This is a genomic window from Microbispora siamensis, from assembly GCF_016863095.1.
GTDB lineage: Bacteria > Actinomycetota > Actinomycetes > Streptosporangiales > Streptosporangiaceae > Microbispora > Microbispora siamensis.
The window spans coordinates 128,953-147,549 of record NZ_BOOF01000013.1 but is presented as its reverse complement, the minus strand read 5'-3'; the positions used below and the strand labels follow the sequence as shown (position 1 = coordinate 147,549).

Annotated in this window: 11 protein-coding genes; 8 read left to right on the top strand and 3 right to left on the bottom strand. The window is 70.8% G+C overall.

All coding sequences use genetic code 11. The features are described 5' to 3' along the window. The first annotated feature begins 64 nt into the window (after positions 1 to 64). From Msi02_RS14340 to Msi02_RS14330, 3 genes are all read left to right on the top strand, one after another. Positions 65 to 1,054 carry a GlxA family transcriptional regulator gene (locus tag Msi02_RS14340; protein ID WP_204048817.1) on the top strand — a complete coding sequence of 330 codons (990 nt, stop codon included), beginning with the start codon at positions 65 to 67 and terminating at the stop codon, positions 1,052 to 1,054. Between the two features lie 34 nt (positions 1,055 to 1,088). Beyond that, a complete protein-coding gene (locus tag Msi02_RS14335) occupies positions 1,089 to 2,102 on the top strand; it encodes a hypothetical protein (RefSeq protein WP_204048816.1) in 1,014 nt (337 codons plus the stop codon). Between the two features lie 67 nt (positions 2,103 to 2,169). Then, positions 2,170 to 3,444, top strand: coding sequence for a cytochrome P450 (locus tag Msi02_RS14330; RefSeq protein ID WP_204048815.1), 1,275 nt, complete (start codon positions 2,170 to 2,172; stop codon positions 3,442 to 3,444). Positions 3,445 to 3,471: 27 nt separating this feature from the next. On the opposite strand, the gene Msi02_RS14325 is transcribed toward Msi02_RS14330, so the two are convergent. Continuing rightward, entirely contained in the window at positions 3,472 to 4,320 is an 849-nt protein-coding gene (locus tag Msi02_RS14325; protein ID WP_204048814.1) for a hypothetical protein, read from the bottom strand. Positions 4,321 to 5,296: 976 nt separating this feature from the next. Here Msi02_RS14325 and leuS point away from each other — a divergent pair. The 3 genes from leuS to Msi02_RS14310 all read left to right on the top strand — a co-directional run bounded on the left by leuS (position 5,297) and on the right by Msi02_RS14310 (position 12,878). Continuing rightward, entirely contained in the window at positions 5,297 to 7,759 is a 2,463-nt protein-coding gene (gene leuS / locus Msi02_RS14320) for a leucine--tRNA ligase (protein ID WP_204048813.1), read from the top strand. 79 nt (positions 7,760 to 7,838) lie between these two features. Further along, positions 7,839 to 11,018 (top strand): S41 family peptidase, encoded by a 3,180-nt coding sequence (locus tag Msi02_RS14315; RefSeq protein WP_204048812.1) that lies wholly within the window; start codon positions 7,839 to 7,841, stop codon positions 11,016 to 11,018. Positions 11,019 to 11,210: 192 nt separating this feature from the next. Beyond that, the gene (locus tag Msi02_RS14310) at positions 11,211 to 12,878 is read left to right on the top strand and encodes a cellulase family glycosylhydrolase (protein WP_204048811.1); all 1,668 of its coding nucleotides are present in this window, start codon (positions 11,211 to 11,213) and stop codon (positions 12,876 to 12,878) included. An 87-nt stretch (positions 12,879 to 12,965) separates the two neighbouring features. Here the strand turns inward: Msi02_RS14310 and lexA are convergent, their stop codons facing one another. Further along, positions 12,966 to 13,682: a transcriptional repressor LexA gene (gene lexA / locus Msi02_RS14305; protein WP_239108415.1), complete on the bottom strand. Its 717-nt coding sequence runs from the start codon at positions 13,680 to 13,682 to the stop codon at positions 12,966 to 12,968. A gap of 432 nt (positions 13,683 to 14,114) precedes the next feature. Here lexA and nrdR point away from each other — a divergent pair, with 432 nt between their 5' ends. Beyond that, positions 14,115 to 14,585 carry a transcriptional regulator NrdR gene (gene nrdR / locus Msi02_RS14300; RefSeq protein WP_079320071.1) on the top strand — a complete coding sequence of 157 codons (471 nt, stop codon included), beginning with the start codon at positions 14,115 to 14,117 and terminating at the stop codon, positions 14,583 to 14,585. Between the two features lie 133 nt (positions 14,586 to 14,718). After that, on the top strand, positions 14,719 to 17,628 hold the full coding sequence (locus tag Msi02_RS14295; RefSeq protein ID WP_079320070.1) for a vitamin B12-dependent ribonucleotide reductase: 2,910 nt from the start codon (positions 14,719 to 14,721) through the stop codon (positions 17,626 to 17,628). 151 nt (positions 17,629 to 17,779) lie between these two features. Here the strand turns inward: Msi02_RS14295 and Msi02_RS14290 are convergent, their stop codons facing one another. Next, positions 17,780 to 18,586, bottom strand: a complete 807-nt coding sequence (locus tag Msi02_RS14290; protein WP_204048810.1) for an alpha/beta fold hydrolase — start codon at positions 18,584 to 18,586, stop codon at positions 17,780 to 17,782. Positions 18,587 to 18,597 lie beyond the last annotated feature (11 nt).

Here is an 18,597-nt window from a genome sequence, read left to right as displayed (position 1 = left end):
AGGAGGGAGACGGGAACGGGTCCGAAATCTTGGGCTCCCCGTCCGTCCGGCCTACAGTCGGGTCATGACCCAGCGGCGCATGGTCGTGGTCGGATACCACGCGGCGGAGCTCGTCGACATCGCGTGCGTGACGTCGAGCCTGATCATGGCGAACGCCCACGGGGCGTCCCCGTGCTACGACGTGTGCCTGGCCACCCCGTCGGGGCTGCCGGTCACCTGCGGCAGCGGGTTGACGCTGCAGGGGCAGCAGGCGCTCGAACGCGTCACCGGGCCGCTGGACACGCTCCTCGTCTCCGGGGGGATCGGGCACGAGGAGGCCGCAGCCAACCGGGTGATCGTCGGCCACGTCCGGCGGCTGGCACGGGAGAGCCGCCGCGTCGCCTCGGTGTGCACGGGCGCGGCGGTGCTGGCCGCCGCCGGCCTGCTCGACGGGCGGCGCGCGACCACACACTGGCAGTTCGCCCACACGCTCGCCGCCCGCCACCCGGAGATCGCCGTCGACGCCCGCCCGATCTTCATCCGCGACGGCAACGTCACCACCGCCGCCGGTGTCACCAGCGCGCTGGACGTCACGCTCGCGTTCATCGAGGAGGACCACGGCCCCGCCCTCGCCAGGCAGGTGGCCCGCAACCTGGTGACCTACCTGCAACGACCGGGCAACCAGGCGCAGATGAGCATGTTCACCGAGGGCCCGCCGCCCGGGGACGGCCTGGTCAAGCGCATCGTCGACCATGTCACCGGCCATCCGGACGCCGACCTGTCCACCGCCGCCCTGGCGGCCGGCGCGGGCGTGAGCGAGCGCCACCTGACCCGGCTGTTCCTCAAGCACACGGGACAGACCCCGGGCCGGTTCGTACGGCGGGCCCGCACCGAGGCCGCCGCCCACCTGCTCGCCTCCACGTCGCTGCCGATGGCCGCGATCGCGGCCCGCTGCGGCTTCGGGACGGCCGAGGCTCTCCGCCAGGCGTTCGTCGATCTTTACGGCATCCCGCCCTCGCGTTACCGCCTGACCCAGGCGACCGCGTTGCCGTCCTCCTTCGGCGACGACAGGTGACGATTCTGTCGGTGCCGCCTGCGATGGTGGCGGCGTGGTCTACTTCGTCTACCGCAGCGTCTACGAGGGACCGTCCGGCCGGCTCGTCCGGCACTTCCCCGACGCCACGGTGCTCGACTGGTTCCGCAGGGTGTGGGACGACGCCGCGTCGCAGGACGCGTACACGTGGGTGCAGCGCGAGTTCGGTGCAAATGTCTACGGTCTGCACACCATCTTCGAGACCGGGCTGCCGGCCCCCCGCACCCATGTCGAGTTGCGCCGGCTGCTCAAGGAACATCTGTACGTCGAGGGGAGGCTGCGGGCCGACCGGCACAGCGTGCGGGTGCTCACCGATGACGACGAGGTCGAGCTGGCGTACTTCTTCGTGGACGACCACGTGGTGGCGGCCGAACCCGACCGCTGGGCCTACCTGGTGCACGAGAGCTGGGACCTGCCCGCGGACGCATCACCGTCCGTGCGGACGTTCACGCCTCCGGTCCCGGTTCACGTCGTCAGCCCCGCGCCGCCCGGCGGGGAGGGCGTGATGTACGCCGTCATACTCACTCACCACGCCACCGTGAACAGCGTCGGAGGCAGATACCCGGAGGCGTTGCCGGGCGTACGGCTGCCGGGGCTCGCGGCGGCGCTGCGCGCGGCGGACCCCGATCTCCTTAACGGCGAGTTGCGTGCCCTGCGCGCGCTGATCGCCCCTGATGATGAGGAGATCGGGCCCGCGCTGGAGCGCTGCAACCATTGGGCCCGTCTGGAGGAAGACGTGCCCGAGATCAGTGCTCCGCACTCCCGGGCGCACGAACACGCGCTGCGTCTGCTGGCGGACCGCGTCCCGGCGGACGGACGTGACCCCGGTCGCACGCTCGTCCGGTGCGACGACCACCTGGCCCAGATGGCGATCCACATGGACAAATTCTTCGGGTACCGGCAGTGGTTCCTCTTCGACGACGTCTGGGCCGCCGCGCATCCCGAGACGGCCGCCTCACTGATGCGTTTCGGCGCGCACTGGGATCCACGCTGCCGGCGCAGGCATGCGCGCCTGACCCACTGCGGCTGAACCAATGGATGTGGCAGACTGACAACCGAATGTGGTTCTAGTCACTCGGAAGGGCCGGGCCCCCACCATGACGACACAGCCCACGGAGCGCACGCCCATCACCTCGGCGGCGGACATCGACCTGAACGACTGGAACTTCTGGGGCCGTCCGGACGAGGAGCGGGAACACGCGTTCCGGCTGCTGCGCGACCTGGACAAGCCGGCCTTCTTCCCGGAACCCGAGTTCAGCCTGGGCGGCGTCACCGGGCCGGGCTACCACGCGCTGGTCCGGCACGCCGACATCCTGGAGGCCAGCCGCAATCCCGAGGTCTTCTGCTCGGGCGACGGCGGGGCCACCAACATCCCGGACCTGCCGGCGGAGTTCGCCGAATACTTCGGCTCGATGATCAACATGGACGACCCGCGGCACGCACGCCTGCGGCGGATCGTCTCGCGCGCCTTCACACCGAGGATGATCAAGCAGTTCGAGTCCGACGTGGACGCCGCGGCCTCGCGCATCGTGGACGAGCTGCTGGAGACCGGCCCCGGCTGCGACTTCGTCACCGAGGTGGCCGCCAAGCTGCCCTTGAAGATCATCTGCGACATGATGGGCATCCCGGAGAAGGACTACCAGTTCGTCTTCGACCGCTCGAACATCGTCCTCGGCGCCACCGACCCCGAGTACGTGAGCGACCGCGAGGACATCGCCGACGCGCTGCTCACCGCGGGGATGGAGCTGCAGCAGCTCGTCCAGGACCTGGCCGCGCTGCGGATGGAGACGCCCACCGACGACCTCACTTCGTCCCTGGTCAACGCCAACATCGACGGCGAGCGGCTGACCGCCCAGGAGCTCGGGTCGTTCTTCATCCTGCTCGTCGTGGCCGGCAACGAGACCACCCGCAACGCCATCTCGCACGGCATGCGCCTGCTCACGCTCAACCCGGAGCAGCGGCGGCTGTGGCTGGAGGACTTCGAGGGCCGGGCGCCGCGCGCGATCGAGGAGATCGTCCGGCTGGCCGCGCCGGTCAACTACATGCGCCGCAAGGTCACCCGCGACCACGAGATGAACGGCAACCTCTACCGCAAGGGCGAGAAGGTCCTGCTGTACTACTGGGCGGCCAACCGCGACGAGCGGGTGTTCGACGACCCGCTGCGCTTCGACATCCTGCGCGACCCCAACCCGCACGTCGGCTTCGGCGGCCCCGGTCCCCACTTCTGCCTCGGCGCCCACCTGGCCCGCCGCGAGATCACCGCGATGTTCCGCGAGCTGCTGCGGCGGGTCCCCCAGATCGAGGCGGGCGAGCCGGAGCGCCTGCTGTCCAGCTTCATCAACGGCATCAAGCACATGCCCTGCGAGTTCTGACCGGCCGGACCCGGGTCCGGCCGATGGTCAGCGGAGGGGCTTGATCGACCGGAAGACCGTGTTGATGTCGGGGAGCAGGTCGTTCTTGAGCTCGGGCACGGCCATGTAGACGATCGTGGGAAGGTCGGCGCCGGTGTTCATGGCCGCGACCACGACCGTGGTCGTCGCGCCGTCGGCGGTCACCTTGTAGACGGCGGCCAGGCCGGTGAGGTTGTTGCGCGCCAGGCGCTGCTGGGCGACCTTGGTGGCCGCGTTGCCCTTGGGGAACTGGGTCTGCCGCGCCCGGAACATCACGGCACTGACGACCGGGCTCAGGTTGTCGGGCGTGGTGTACCTCGCGGCCAACGACTGCGCCAGCGGGCCCGACATCACCTGGGCGAACTCGCGTTTGCCCTTCGTGGTCATGCCGGCGGGCACGTACTGCCTGCTGGTGAAGCCGTACGTCGCCTTGACCTGGGCCGGGTCGGCGTCCGCCTGCCAGGGGCCGCCGAGCCTGGGCAGCGTGATCCGGCCCGCGGTGTCGGTGAGCACGCCGTTCACCGGGGAGGCGGTGCCCTTGTAGACGGGCAGCCGTGACGACGTCTGCGCCTGCGGCTTGGCCGTGGCGCCGGTCTTGACGGGGGAGGGCTTCGCGGACGTCGCCGCCTCGGCTGTGTCGCCGGAGCTGAGCGGCCCGGCGGCGAAGGCCCACACGAGCACCCCGACGAGCGCGGCGACGACCGAGGCCACCAGCGCGTACAGCCAGACCGGCCGGCCGGACTCGTCCTCCTCGTACTCGTCGATGGCCTGGTAGTTCTCCCCGAACACCGTGTTCCACAGCTCCTGCTGCCGGTGCGCGGGAGGCGTCTTCGGCCCGCTGATCTGTCCCGCCGTCACGAACGGCCGGTACGGGTCCTCCGGCTGGGGAGGGGGCGGGGGCGCGGTGGAGGCGGGCGGGGCGGACTCGGCGTACGAGCGGACCGAAGGAGTGAACGGCGCGGACGGCCGGGGATGGTCCGGCCCGCCCGGGAACGGGCCCCCCTGTGGACCGGCCTGCCCCTGACCCTGCCTCTGGCTCTGGCTCTGGCCCTGGTGTTGACTCTGGTCCTGACCGGGGCCCGCGGGGCCCGGCGTGCCGTACACCGGCGCGGGGCCTCCGAAGCCCTCAGCGCGTCCGAAAGACTCTGCGCCTCCGAAACCCTCTGGGCCCCTGAAGCCGTCTGGGCCGTCGAAGGCGCGGGCGGGCCGGTTCTGAGCCGTACCGGGGGGCGGGCCCGCCATGGTCGCGGTGGCGTCCGCGGACTGTTGCGGCGCACCCTCGACGAAGGACCGGACGGTCGGGGTGAAGGACGAGGGCGGAGGCATCTCGGGCCAGGCCGGCGGGATCTCCGGCCACGCCGGCTCCCGCTGGTGTTCGCTGCGGTCCGTGGGCACGGTACCTCCCGAGATCATGCCCGAATTGGGGGTGCCTGGCATGATCTCATGCGAGCCGGGGGCTGCCGCAGCGAAACCGCGGAATGCCTCGCGGAACTGCTCACCGGTGGGGTCGGTGGGCGGGTCCTGCATCGGCAAATCCGCGGGCGGGAATGAGTTGGCCACGGCAAGCACAGTAGGGGAATGGACATAAGAGCCCACAACGGATCTATCACCATCGTGTATCGCACTCTGACACGCCAGGTCAGCAGACAAGATCGATCCGCGTCCCGCTTGCCGTCTGCGCTACGCTTGACACGCGTGCCGCCACCCTGCTGAGCGGGCAGCCGTCTCGGAGCGTGAGAGCGCGGAGACGGGGCTGCCTCGACTGTGACGCGGGGGCCTGCCCCCGGCGGGCGCCTTCATCTGTGTGATTCCAGCCGCCTGGCGAGGAGTGGAAGTGGACGAGCCGGTGTACGACCCGCAGGCGCTGCAGGCCAAGTGGCTGCCGCGGTGGGAGGAGCTGAACCCCTTCGCGGCGGTCGAGGACCTCGCGGACACCAGGCCGCGCAAGTACATGCTCGACATGTTCCCCTACCCCTCCGGCGACCTCCACATGGGGCACGGCGAGGTCTTCGCCATCGGCGACGTCGTCGCGCGCTACTGGTTCCAGAAGGGCTACAACGTCCTGCACCCGATCGGGTGGGACTCCTTCGGCCTGCCCGCGGAGAACGCGGCCATCAAGCGCAACGCCCACCCCGCCGAGTGGACGTACGCCAACATCGACACCCAGGCGAACTCGTTCAAGCGGTACGCCATCTCCTTCGACTGGTCGCGGCGCCTGCACACCAGCGACGCGGAGTACTTCCGCTGGAACCAGTGGCTGTTCACCCGCTTCTACGAGCGGGGCCTGGCCTACCGCAAGGGCGGCCTGGTCAACTGGTGCCCGCAGGACCAGACCGTGCTCGCCAACGAGCAGGTCGTGGCGGGCAAGTGCGAGCGCTGTGGCGCCGACGTCATCCGCCGCGAGCTGACGCAGTGGTACTTCAAGATCACTGACTACGCCGACCGGCTGCTCGACGACATGGCGCAGATCGAGGGCGGCTGGCCCGAGCGCATCCTCACCATGCAGCGCAACTGGATCGGCCGCTCCACCGGGGCCGACGTCCAGTTCCGCATCGAGGGCCGCGACGAGCCGGTCACCGTCTACACCACGCGCCCCGACACGCTGTACGGCGCGACGTTCTTCGTCGTGGCCGCCGACGCCCCGCTGGCGGAGGAGATCGTCGCCCCCGAGCAGGCGGAGGCGCTGGCCGCCTACCGTGCCGAGGTCGCCAAGCTCTCCGACATCGAGCGGCTGTCCACCGACAAGGAGAAGACCGGCGTCTTCCTGGGCACGTACGCGGTCAACCCGGTCAACGGGGAGCGCATCCCGGTCTGGGCGGCCGACTATGTGCTGTCCGACTACGGCCACGGCGCGATCATGGCGGTGCCCGCGCACGACCAGCGCGACCTCGACTTCGCGCGGAAATTCGGGCTGCCGGTCAAGGTCGTCGTGCACACCGGCCTGGCCGACCCGGGCGAGACCGGCGTCGCCACTCCCGGCGAGGGCACGCTGGTCAACTCGGGTCCGCTGGACGGGCTGACGAAGGCCGAGGCGATCCAGAAGATCATCGAGGTCCTGGAGGAACGCGGCACCGGCAAGGCCGCGGTGAACTACCGGCTGCGCGACTGGCTGCTGTCGCGGCAGCGGTTCTGGGGCACCCCGATCCCGATCATCCACTGCGTGGACTGCGGCGAGGTCCCGGTGCCGGACGACCAGCTTCCGGTCACGCTGCCCGACCTGCGCGGCGCGGCCCTGCAGCCGAAGGGCGTCTCGCCGCTGGCCGCGGCCACCGAGTGGGTCAACGTCGAGTGCCCGAAGTGCGGCGGACCCGCCCAGCGGGACACCGACACGATGGACACCTTCGTCGACTCGTCGTGGTACTTCCTGCGCTACTGCGACCCGCACTACGAAGGCGGGCCGTTCGACGTCGAGAAGGTCCGCGAGTGGGGCCCGATCGACCAGTACGTCGGCGGCGTCGAGCACGCCGTGCTCCACCTGCTGTACTCGCGGTTCTTCACCAAGGTCCTGTACGACATGGGCCTGGTCGGCTTCACCGAGCCGTTCCTGCGCCTGCTCAACCAGGGCCAGGTGATCAACCGGGGCAAGGCGATGTCGAAGTCGCTGGGCAACGGCGTGGACCTGGGCGAGCAGATCGACGCGTACGGCGTGGACGCCGTGCGACTGACGATGATCTTCGCCGGGCCGCCGGAGGACGACATCGACTGGGCCGACGTCTCGCCGGCCGCGTCGCAGAAGTTCCTGGCCCGGGCGTTCCGCGTGATGGCCGAGGCCGGTGCGGCGTCCGCCCCGGGGATCGACTTCTCCGGGGGCGACGTCGAACTGCGCAAGGTCACCCACCGGACCATCGACGAGGTGACCAAGCTCGTCGAGAGCCACCGGTTCAACGTCGCGGTGGCCCGCATGATGGAGCTGACCACGGCCGCCCGCCGGGCGATCGACGCCGGTCCCGGCGCGGCCGACCCGGCCGTCCGCGAGGCCGCCGAGACCCTGGCGATCATGCTGTCGCTGGTCGCGCCGTACGTCGCGGAGGAGGGCTGGGAGCGGCTCGGGCACGCGCCGTCGGTCGCGAAGGCCGGCTGGCCCGAGGCGGACCCGGCGTTGCTGGTCCAGGAGTCGGTCACGGCCGTGGTGCAGGTGGCGGGCAAGGTCCGCGACCGGCTGGAGGTCTCCCCGGACATCTCCGAGGCGGACCTGCAGGCCCTGGCTCTGGCGTCGGACAAGGTCCGGCCCTACCTGGACGGCGAGCCGCGCAAGGTGATCGTGCGGGCGCCGAAGCTCGTCAACATCGTTCCGTAGGGGAGTGATCCCGGCTCCGCCATACCTTGTGCAAACCTGTCCGGTATGGCGGAGCCGCCATGCGGCATAGGGTGCGGCTGTGGCGAATGGTGCGTACCTGAGATACCCCCACCTGAACGGTGACCTCCTCGCCTTCGTGGCGGACGACGACGTCTGGCTGGCGCCCACGAGCGGCGGCAGGGCCTGGCGGTTCACGGCCGACCGGGTCCCGGTATCCCACCCCCGGTTCTCTCCCGACGGCACCCGCCTCGCCTGGACGAGCACCCGCGAGGGCGAGCCCGAGGTGTTCGTGGCCGATCTGGAGGGCGGCGAGGGCGAGCGGCTCACCCACTGGGGCAACGCCACGACAGGCGTGCGCGGCTGGACCGAGGACGGCCACGTGCTGGCCGTGACCGCCGCCGGCCACGCCTCGCGGTCCCGGCTGTGGGCCCACGCGGTGCCGCTGGACGGCGGCCCGGCGACAGCTCTGCCGTACGGCAGGGTCAGCGAGGTCGCGGTCAGCGGCGCCAGGGTGGCGGGCGTCTCGGCGGTGTTCCGCGAGCCGTCGCAGTGGAAGCGCTATCGCGGCGGCACCGCGGCCAAGATCTGGGTGGACGCCACGGGCGACGGCGAGTTCACCCACCTGTTCGCCGGCAATCCCGCGCAGCACTGGTCGGTCATGTGGGTGGGGGAGCGCCTGGCCTTCCTCGCCGACACCGACGGCGACGGCAACCTCTACTCCTGCCTGCCCGACGGCTCGGACCTGCGGAAGCACACCACGCACCGCGGTTTCTACGCGCGCCATGCCGCGTCGGACGGCTCCCGCGTCGTCTACAGCCTCGGCGGCGACCTGTGGCTGTTGGAGAGCCTGGACGCCGAGCCGTACAAGCTGGACATCACCCTGAGCGGGCCGCGCCCGGCCAGGGCCAGGCGGCCGGCGCCGAACCGGGTCGGCGGCTTCGCGCCGGATCGCACCGGGCGGGCGAGCGTGGTCGAGATCCGCGGCACCGCCCACTGGCTGACCCACCGCGACGGCCCCGCGGGCACGCTGCGCGCCGAGCCCGGCGTCCGGGTACGGCTGCCGCGGCCCCTCGACGACACCGGCCGGGCCGTCTGGGTGTCGGACGCCTCCGGTGAGGACGCGCTGGAAATCGGCCCGTCCGGCGGGGAGATCCGCACGCTGGCCGCCGGCCGGCTCGGCCGGGTGCTCGACCTGGCCGCCGCGCCGGACGGGAGGCACGCTGCGGTCGCCACCCACGACGGACGGCTGCTGGTGGTGGACCTCGGCTCAGGGGACGTCCGCGAGGTCGACCGCACCACCCACGGCGACGTGCAACACGTGACGTTCTCCCCGGACTCGGCCTGGCTCGCGTGGGCGCACGCCTACCAGCCGTGGCGCCGCCACCTCAAGCTGGCCCGCGTGGACGGCGGCGCCGCGATCGAGGTCACCCCGCCGCGCTTCAACGACTACAGCCCGTCCTTCACCCAGGACGGCAGATACCTGGCCTTCCTGTCGGACCGCACGTTCAACCCGGTCTACGACAGTCACGTCTTCGACCTGTCCTTTCCCAGCAGCTGCCGGCCGTACCTGGTGCCGCTCAAGGCCACCACGCCCTCGCCGTTCGACCCCTCACTGGCAGGCCGCGGCTTCGGCGGGGACGACGACGCCGGCCCGGAAGACAAGAACGGCGAGAGCGCCAAGAACGACGCCGGGAAGGACGGTGAGCCCGGCCCGCCGCGTCCGACCGAGGTGGACGCCGACGGGCTGGCGGCGCGCATCGTGCCCGTGCCGGTGCCCGCCGGCACCTACTCCAACCTGCGTGCCGCCAAGGGCGGCCTGCTGTGGCTGCGCCACCCGCTCACGGGCGAGCTCGGCGACGGCACCGAGCCCGGTGAGCCGGTCCTCGAACGCTACGACCTGGCCAAGCGCAGGGCCGGCGAGCTGGGCGGAGAGTTCTGGGCCTTCGAGGTCAGCGGCGACGGCACGCGCCTGGTGGGCACCGGCGGGCACGGCCTGCAGACCCGCGCCACCGGGGACGACGACGAGGTCGTCACCGTCGACCTGGACCGCGTGGCCGTGACCGTCGATCCGGTCGCCGAGTGGCGTCAGGCCTACGCCGAGGCCGGGCGGCTCATGCGCGACCACTTCTGGCGGGCGGACATGAACGGCGTGGACTGGCAGGCCACGCTCGACCGCTACGCCCCCCTCGTGGAGCGGCTCGGCGCCTACTCGGAGCTGATCGACCTGCTGTGGGAGGTCCAGGGCGAGCTGGCCACCTCCCACGCGTACGCGCGGCCGGCCGGCTACGGCTACGATCCCCGGCGCCGCCAGGGCCTGCTCGGCGCCGACCTCGCCCGGGACGAGAACGGGGTGTGGCGGATCAGCCGCATCCTGCCCGGGGAGTCCTCCGACCACGAGGCCCGCTCGCCGCTGCTCGCGCCCGGCGTCGCCGTCCGCGAGGGCGACGCGATCGTCGCCGTGAGCGGGCGTCCGGTGGATCCGGTCCGCGGGCCGCTGGCGCTGCTGTCCGGCACGGCGGAGCGGCCCGTGGAGCTGACCGTCCGGCCCGGCTCCGGCGGCGAGCCCCGCCGGGTCGTCGTCACGCCCGTCGCCGACGAGACGCGGCTGCGGTACCACGACTGGGTGGCCGGGCGGCGGGCGTTCGTGCGTGAGGCGTCGGGCGGGCGGCTCGGCTACCTGCACGTGCCGGACATGATGTCCACCGGGTGGGCGCAGTTCCACCGGGATCTGCGTACCGAGATGGGCTTCGACGGGCTCGTCGTGGACATCCGCGACAACGGCGGCGGGCATGTCTCCGAGCTGGTGCTGGAGAAGCTGCAGCGGCGGGTCACCGGGTGGTCGCTGGCCCGGGGGTACGAGCCGGCGCGATACCCGGAGGACTCGCCACGCGGGCCGATCGTGGCCGTCACCGACGAGTTCGCCGGGTCGGACGGGGACATCGTCAGCGCCGGGATCAAGAACCGCGGCATCGGGCCGCTCGTGGGCACGCGGACCTGGGGCGGCGTGATCGGCATCGACTCGCGGTACGCGCTCGTGGACGGGACCGTCGTCACGCAGCCGCGGTACTCGTTCTGGCTGGAGGGCGAGGGGTGGGGCGTCGAGAACCACGGCGTCGACCCGGACGTCGAGGTCGTCGTGACGCCGCAGGACCTGGTCGCCGGGCGGGATCCGCAGCTGGCGCGGGCGGTGGAGCTGGCCCTGGCGACGCTGGAGGACAGGCGGCCGGCCACCCCGCCGGAGTTGCCGCCGCTGATGTGATCCCCCGCTGCCGATGACGTTGACGATCGGGCAGCCGTACGGACAAAATTGCGCCCGAGCCACAAACTAGTCATATCGATGTAGGCGTGCGGTCAGGGCATGCCGCGACCACCACCGCTCCGGCGGTGGTCTGGGGTGCGCGCCTGACCGTTTGGCTCGCCGTCGGCGTGCGCCCCGCGTGGGAGGCACGTCTTGTACAGACGAATTCTCGGCGGGCTGGCGACCGCCGCCGCGATGGCGGCGACCGTTCTCGTCGTCACCGGCTCGCCGGCGAACGCCGCCGGTACGGGCACCGGCTACCTGCACACCAGCGGGAACAAGATCGTCGACAGCACCGGCGCCACGGTCCGGCTGACCGGCATCAACTGGTTCGGCATGGAGACCGACAACAAGACCTTCCACGGGTTGTGGGCGAACAACCCGTGGAAGAGCCAGCTCGACCTCATGGCGAACCTGGGCTACAACACGATCCGGGTGCCGTTCTCCGACGACGCGCTGAAGCCTGGCGCGCAGGCGACGAGCGTCAACACCTACTCCAACCCCGACCTGATCGGCCTGTCCCCGCTGCAGATCCTCGACAAGGTCGTGGACTACGCGGGCCAGAAGGGCATGCGGATCATCCTCGACCGGCACCGGCCGACCAGCGCGGGCCAGACGGCGTTGTGGTACACCTCGGGCGTCCCCGAGTCCACCTGGATCAGCGACTGGAAGTCGCTGGCCCAGCACTACGCGGGCAACACCACCGTCATCGGAGCCGACCTGCACAACGAGCCGCACGCCGACGGCACCAACCCGAACGCGACCGGCTCCTGCTGGGGCTGCGGCGACGAGTCGCGCGACTGGCGCCTGGCGGCCGAGCGCGCGGGCAACGCCATCCTGTCCGTGCAGCCCAACTGGCTGATCTTCGTGGAGGGCGTGAGCTGCCCGAGCGGCGGCCTGTCCAACGTCTGGGACAACGACCCCAGCAACGACGAGGACTGCGGCTGGTGGGGCGGCAACCTCACCAAGGCCGGGCAGTACCCGGTGCGGCTGAACGTGGCCAACCGGCTCGTCTACTCGCCCCACGAGTACGCCACGTCGGTCTACCACCAGGCGTGGTTCGACGACCCGTCGTACCCGGCCAACATGCCGGCCATCTGGGACAAGTACTGGGGCTACCTGTACAAGCAGAACATCGCGCCGATCATGGTGGGCGAGTTCGGCACCACGCTGGCCAGCAACACCGACAAGATCTGGCTCCAGGAGCTCATGAAGTACATGGGCAGCGGGGTGAACGGCATGTCGTTCACCTACTGGTCGTGGAACCCCAACTCGGGTGACACGGGCGGCATCCTGAAGGACGACTGGGCGACGGTCGACCAGGCCAAGCAGAGCATCATCTCGCCCTACCTGATCCCGCCCACGGGCGGCAACCCGACGCCGCCGGTGTCGCCCTCGGCCTCGCCGAGCGTGTCCCCGTCGGCGTCCCCGTCGGCGTCCCCGTCGGCGTCTCCGTCGGTCTCGCCGTCGGCGTCTCCCTCCGCGTCGCCGTCCGCGTCTCCTTCGTCGCCGGGCGGGAAGACGTGCACCGCCACGTACAAGGTCGCCAACCAGTACCCCGGCGGCTTCCAGGGCGAGGTCACGGTCAAGGCGGGGTCGTCCGCCATCTCGGGCTGGACCGTGAAGTGGGCCTTCCCGAACGGCCAGAGCATCAGCCAGCTCTGGAACGGCACGCTCAGCGCGAGCGGGTCCAACATCACGGTGACGAATCTGGCCTACAACGGCGCGCTGGGCGCCGGGGCCTCGACCACGTTCGGCTTCAACGGCAGCTGGTCGGGCACCAACGGCGTTCCGTCGCCGGTGAGCTGCACCGCCTCCTGACGGCGAATCGAACACGGCACAGCACAAGCCCGGCGCTCACGAGAGCGCCGGGCTTGTCCCTGTGCGGCGTCCGGAACCGGCGGACGGCTACAGCTTGCGCAGGACGGCCGTCACCTTGCCGAGCACGGTGGCCTCGTCACCGGGGATCGGCTCGTAGTTGGGGTTGTGCGGCACCAGCCACACGTGCCCGTCCTTGCGCTTGAACGTCTTCACGGTGGCCTCGCCGTCGATCATGGCGGCCACGATGTCGCCGTTGTCGGCGACCGGCTGCTGCCGCACCACGACCCAGTCGCCGTCGGCGATGGCGGCCTCGATCATCGAGTCGCCGGAGACCTGGAGCAGGAACAGCGTGCCCTCGCCCACGAGCTGCTTGGGCAGCGCGAACACGTCCTCGATGCTCTGCTCGGCCAGGATGGGACCACCGGCCGCGATGCGGCCGACCAGTGGCACGTAGGCCGCGGTGGGCCGGTTGAACCCGGACTCCTCCTCGGAGGTGGCGTCGGGGTCCACCCACAGCACCGGCTCGCCCGGCAGCCGGACCTCCAGGGCCCGGGGCCGATGCGGGTCACGCCGGAGGTAGCCCTTACGCTGGAGCGCCGTGAGCTGGTGCGACACGCTGGAGGTGCTGGTCAGCTGGACCGCTTCCCCGATCTCCCGCATGGACGGCGGATAGCCGCGCTGCTGGACCGAGTCGCGGATCACCTCGAGGATCTTCCGCTGCCTGGGGGTGAGGCCAAGCGAGTCGCGCCTGCGAACCGCGAGGTCGCTGACGCCATCCGCTTGCTCACTTCGGTCACTCACGATGCCACCTCTCAATCCGTGTTCCTCATGTCGCACAGAGCGACCGTACCGCGATTCAAGATCACCGTCAAACAATTGTTCGATATCCAGCGAAATCGCCGATCTCGCCGTCCACCTCATCGTACGGGAGTTCGATCGATCCCGTGTTCGATTTACCCGATCTTCTCTGGGTGCTGTACGCCCAGGTCAGAAGCCGTACGGAAATCGGCCGGGAAACGGCGCCTAAAGGGCGTATTCCGCGACGCGCGGGGCAGGTGATGCGGCCGTGACCGGAGGCGCGACACGCGCGCCGAGCAGGCACTTCCCCTCCCAAGGCCGGTTCGACTTGCGTTCAAGGTCGGGCACTCCTACGGTTGGACCACAACATCTAGTAGTCACAGCGGTGTAAGTTCACCACACCTTGTGTTCCGGATGTGCGTTCAGGGAGGCGATGAAGTGCACTGTCCGTTCTGTCGCCATCCGGACACCCGGGTCGTGGACAGCCGTGCTGCCGAGGACGGGGCGGCGATCCGCCGCCGGCGCACCTGCCCCGAGTGCGGGCGCAGGTTCACCACCCAGGAGACCGTGCTGCTGATGGTGAGCAAGCGCAGCGGAGTCACCGAGCCGTTCTCCCGGGAGAAGGTCATCGCCGGCGTGCGGCGGGCCTGCCAGGGGCGTCCGGTCAGCGAGGACTCCCTCGCCCAGCTCGGGCAGCGCGTCGAGGAGAGCATCCGGGGTACCGGCGCGGCCGAGATCGCCTCCCACGAGGTGGGCCTGGCCATCCTGGGCCCGCTCCGCGACCTCGACGAGGTGGCCTACCTGCGCTTCGCGTCGGTCTACCGGGGATTCGAGACGCTGGCCGACTTCGAGGCGGAGATCGAGCAGCTCAGGGCGGCCAGAGGCGACCGGGAGCCGATCGAGGAGTGAGCGCCTCCCGGGAGACCGGGACGGGGCGGAGGCGGCGGCACGGCGCCGGGTGCGGTGGCCGCGGCGCGACGATGAGGTTGTAACGAGCGTGGTCCGAAAGAGGGGCTCCACCGGGCCCTGGGAGGGGGAAGTCATGACGGAGACCGTGAGCGGCACCGTATCGGGCACGGGGGGCCGGGCCGGCAAGCGCCCGCGCAAGGGCCTGAAGATGAAGCGCGTCTTCACCACCCCGGGTGTCCACCCGTACGACGAGGTCCGCTGGGAGCGGCGCGACGTCGTGATGACGAACTGGCGGGACGGCTCGGTCAACTTCGAGCAGCACGGCGTGGAGTTCCCGGACTTCTGGTCGGTCAACGCGGCCAACATCGTCACCACCAAGTACTTCCGCGGGGCGGTGGGCACCCCGCAGCGCGAGTCGAGCCTCAAGCAGCTCGTCGACCGGGTCGTGGGCGTCTACACCAGGACCGGCCTCGAGAACGGCTACTTCGCCTCCGAGGAGGACGCGGAGATCTTCGACCACGAGCTCAAGCACGCGCTGATCCACCAGATCTTCAGCTTCAACTCCCCGGTGTGGTTCAACGTCGGCACCCGCTCGCCCCAGCAGGTGAGCGCCTGCTTCATCCTGGCCGTGGACGACACGATGGAGTCGATCCTCGACTGGTACAAGGAAGAGGGCGTGATCTTCAAGGGCGGCTCCGGCTCCGGGGTCAACCTCTCCCGCATCCGCTCGTCCAAGGAACTGCTGTCCAGCGGTGGCACGGCCAGCGGCCCGGTCTCCTTCATGCGCGGCGCCGACGCCTCCGCCGGCACCATCAAGTCGGGCGGCGCCACCCGCAGGGCGGCCAAGATGGTCGTCCTCGACGTGGACCACCCCGACATCGAGGAGTTCATCGAGACCAAGGCGCGCGAGGAGGACAAGATCCGCGCGCTGCGCGACGCCGGGTTCGACATGGACCTCGGCGGCAAGGACATCGTGTCCGTCCAGTACCAGAACGCCAACAACTCGGTGCGGGTCTCCGACGAGTTCATGCGCGCGGTCGAGGCCGGCGGGAAGTTCGGCCTGCGGGCCCGGCTGACCGGCGAGGTCATCGAGGAGGTCGAGGCCCGGTCGCTGTTCCGCAAGATGGCCCAGGCCGCCTGGGAGTGCGCCGACCCCGGCGTGCAGTACGACGACACGATCAACGACTGGCACACCTGCCCGGAGACCGGGCGCATCACGGCCAGCAACCCCTGCTCGGAGTACGTCCACCTGGACAACTCCTCGTGCAACCTCGCGTCGATCAACCTGCTGAAGTTCCTGCGTGACGACGACAGCTTCGACGTCGCGACCTTCGTGAAGGTCACCGAGCTGATCATCACCGCGATGGACATCTCGATCACCTTCGCCGACTTCCCGACGCAGAAGATCGCCGAGACCACCCGTGCGTACCGCCAGCTCGGCATCGGCTACGCCAACCTGGGCGCGCTGCTGATGGCGACCGGCCACGCGTACGACTCCGACGGCGGCCGGGCCATCGCGGCCGGGATCACCTCGCTGATGACCGCCGTGTCCTACCGCCGCTCGGCCGAGCTCGCCGGGATCGTCGGCCCGTACGACGGCTACCAGCGCAACGCCGAGCCGCACAAGCGGGTCATGCGCAAGCACGCCGCGGCCAACGACGACCTGCGCACGCTCGACGACATGGACAAGGCCCTGCACGCCGAGGCCACCCGGCAGTGGCAGGAGTGCCTCAGGCTCGGCGAGAAGAACGGCTACCGCAACGCCCAGGCGTCGCTGCTCGCCCCGACCGGCACCATCGGCCTGATGATGGACTGCGACACCACCGGCATCGAGCCCGACCTGGCGCTGGTGAAGTTCAAGAAGCTCGTCGGCGGCGGGTCGATGCAGATCGTCAACCAGACGATCCCGCGGGCGCTGCGCCGGCTCGGCTACCTGGAGGAGCAGGTCGAGGCCATCGTCGAGTACATCGCCGAGCACGGCCACGTCGTGGACGCCCCGGGCCTGCGGCCGGAGCACTACGAGGTGTTCGACTGCGCGATGGGCGAGCGGGCCATCGCCCCGATGGGCCACGTCCGGATGATGGCGGCCGTCCAGCCGTTCCTGTCCGGCGCGATCTCCAAGACCGTGAACCTGCCCGAGTCGGCCACGGTGGACGACATCGAGCAGGTCTACCTGGAGGGCTGGAAGCTCGGCCTCAAGGCCCTGGCCGTCTACCGCGACAACTGCAAGGTCGGGCAGCCGCTGTCGGTCGCGAAGAAGACCTCCGAGGAGGTCTCCGAGGAGGCCGCGGAGAAGGAGCCGATCGTCCAGGTCGTGGAGGTCGCGCGGCCGACCCGGCGGCGCATGCCGAACCAGCGGCCGAGCACCACCACCCGCTTCACGGTGGGCGGCGCCAAGGGCTACATGACCGCCTCGTCCTACCCCGACGACGGCCTGGGCGAGGTCTTCCTCAAGATGTCCAAGCAGGGCAGCACGCTCGCGGGCGTGATGGACGCCTTCTCCGTGGCGATCTCGATCGGCCTCCAGTACGGCGTGCCGCTCGACACGTACGTGCAGAAGTTCGTCAACATGCGGTTCGAGCCGGCGGGCATGACCGACGACCCCGACGTCCGGATGGCGCAGTCCGTGATGGACTACATCTTCCGGCGGCTCGCGCTCGACTACCTGCCGTACGAGGACCGGGCCGCGCTGGGCATCTTCTCCGCCTCCGAGCGGGCCGCGCAGCAGCGCGGCGAGGACCCGGCCGCGCTCCAGGACGTGGACACGGCCGCCCTGGCGCAGTCTGCGCCCATCGAGAGCGGGCAGGCGCCCGTCGAGAAGGCGCAGGCCGCGCCGGTCGAGGCCAAGCCCGCCGAGGGCCTGTCCAACGGGCAGGTCGCGCCGGTGGCGGTGCCGGAGCCGCGCCGGGTCGGCGCCTCGCTGGAGAGCCACCAGGGCCGTACGGCGGACGCGCCGCTGTGCATGACCTGCGGCACCAAGATGCGCCCGGCCGGCAGCTGCTACGTCTGCGAGGGCTGCGGCAGCACCAGCGGCTGCAGCTGAAACGGGTGAACCGCAACCCGCTGAATCATTCAGTCTGATCGATTCGGGCTGAACCGAAGGGGAACCGACCGTGGTCGGTTCCCCTTCGGCCTGTCGGAGGTGATGTGCCGATGCCGGTGGATCGGAAAGACGGCGGGCGGCGAGGGAGACCTCAGGCCGTCGCGGTCGCGCGGTCCAGGTGGTCGGTGATGACGGCGGTGAACGCGGCGGGGTCCTCGAACGGCAGGCCGTGGCCGCCGGGGACGGTCACGAGGCCGGCGTGCGGGATCAGCCGGGCGAGCTCGCGCTGGTGGTGCGGCGGCACGATCCGGTCGTCGGCACTGGAGACGATCAGCGTCGGCGCGGTCACGCGTGGCAGCAGCTCCGTGATGTCGACGGAGATGTCGGCCAGAGCCTGCCTGGCGAACCCCTCCTCGGTTCCGTCGAGAGAGGCGGTGAACGCGGCCGCGGCCTGCTCGAAGTCCTCCGGCGAGCGGGCGCGGAGCGTGGCGTCGCCCATCGCGGTCACCTGCAGCAGCCGGGCGAGCAGTTCCCTGTCGGTGCGCACCAGGCGGATCCACAGGTCCATCTGGAAGGCCATCCACGGGTCGGTCCTGGCCCATCCGGCGTGCGCGGTCACCGACAGCGCCGTCTCCGGCCGGGTGCCGGCCGCCGCCAGCGCGACGACGGCGCCGAGCGAGTGGCCCACCAGGTGGAACCGCTCCAGGCCGGCGTGCTCCGCCGCGCCGAGCACCTGGGCGACCAGATCCTCCACGTGGATGGGGCCGCCTCCGTCGACGGTGGCGCCCGAGCCGGACAGGTCGGGGGCGACCACGGTGAAGCGGCCGGCGACGGCCTCGATGAGCGGGGCCCAGTTGGTCTCGCCGGTGGCGCCGGTGCCGTGGACCAGCACGAGACCGGGGCCGGTTCCGGTGAGGAGATAGTTGACGGTGGTGGAGCCGACGGTGACGACGGACATGATCGTTCCTT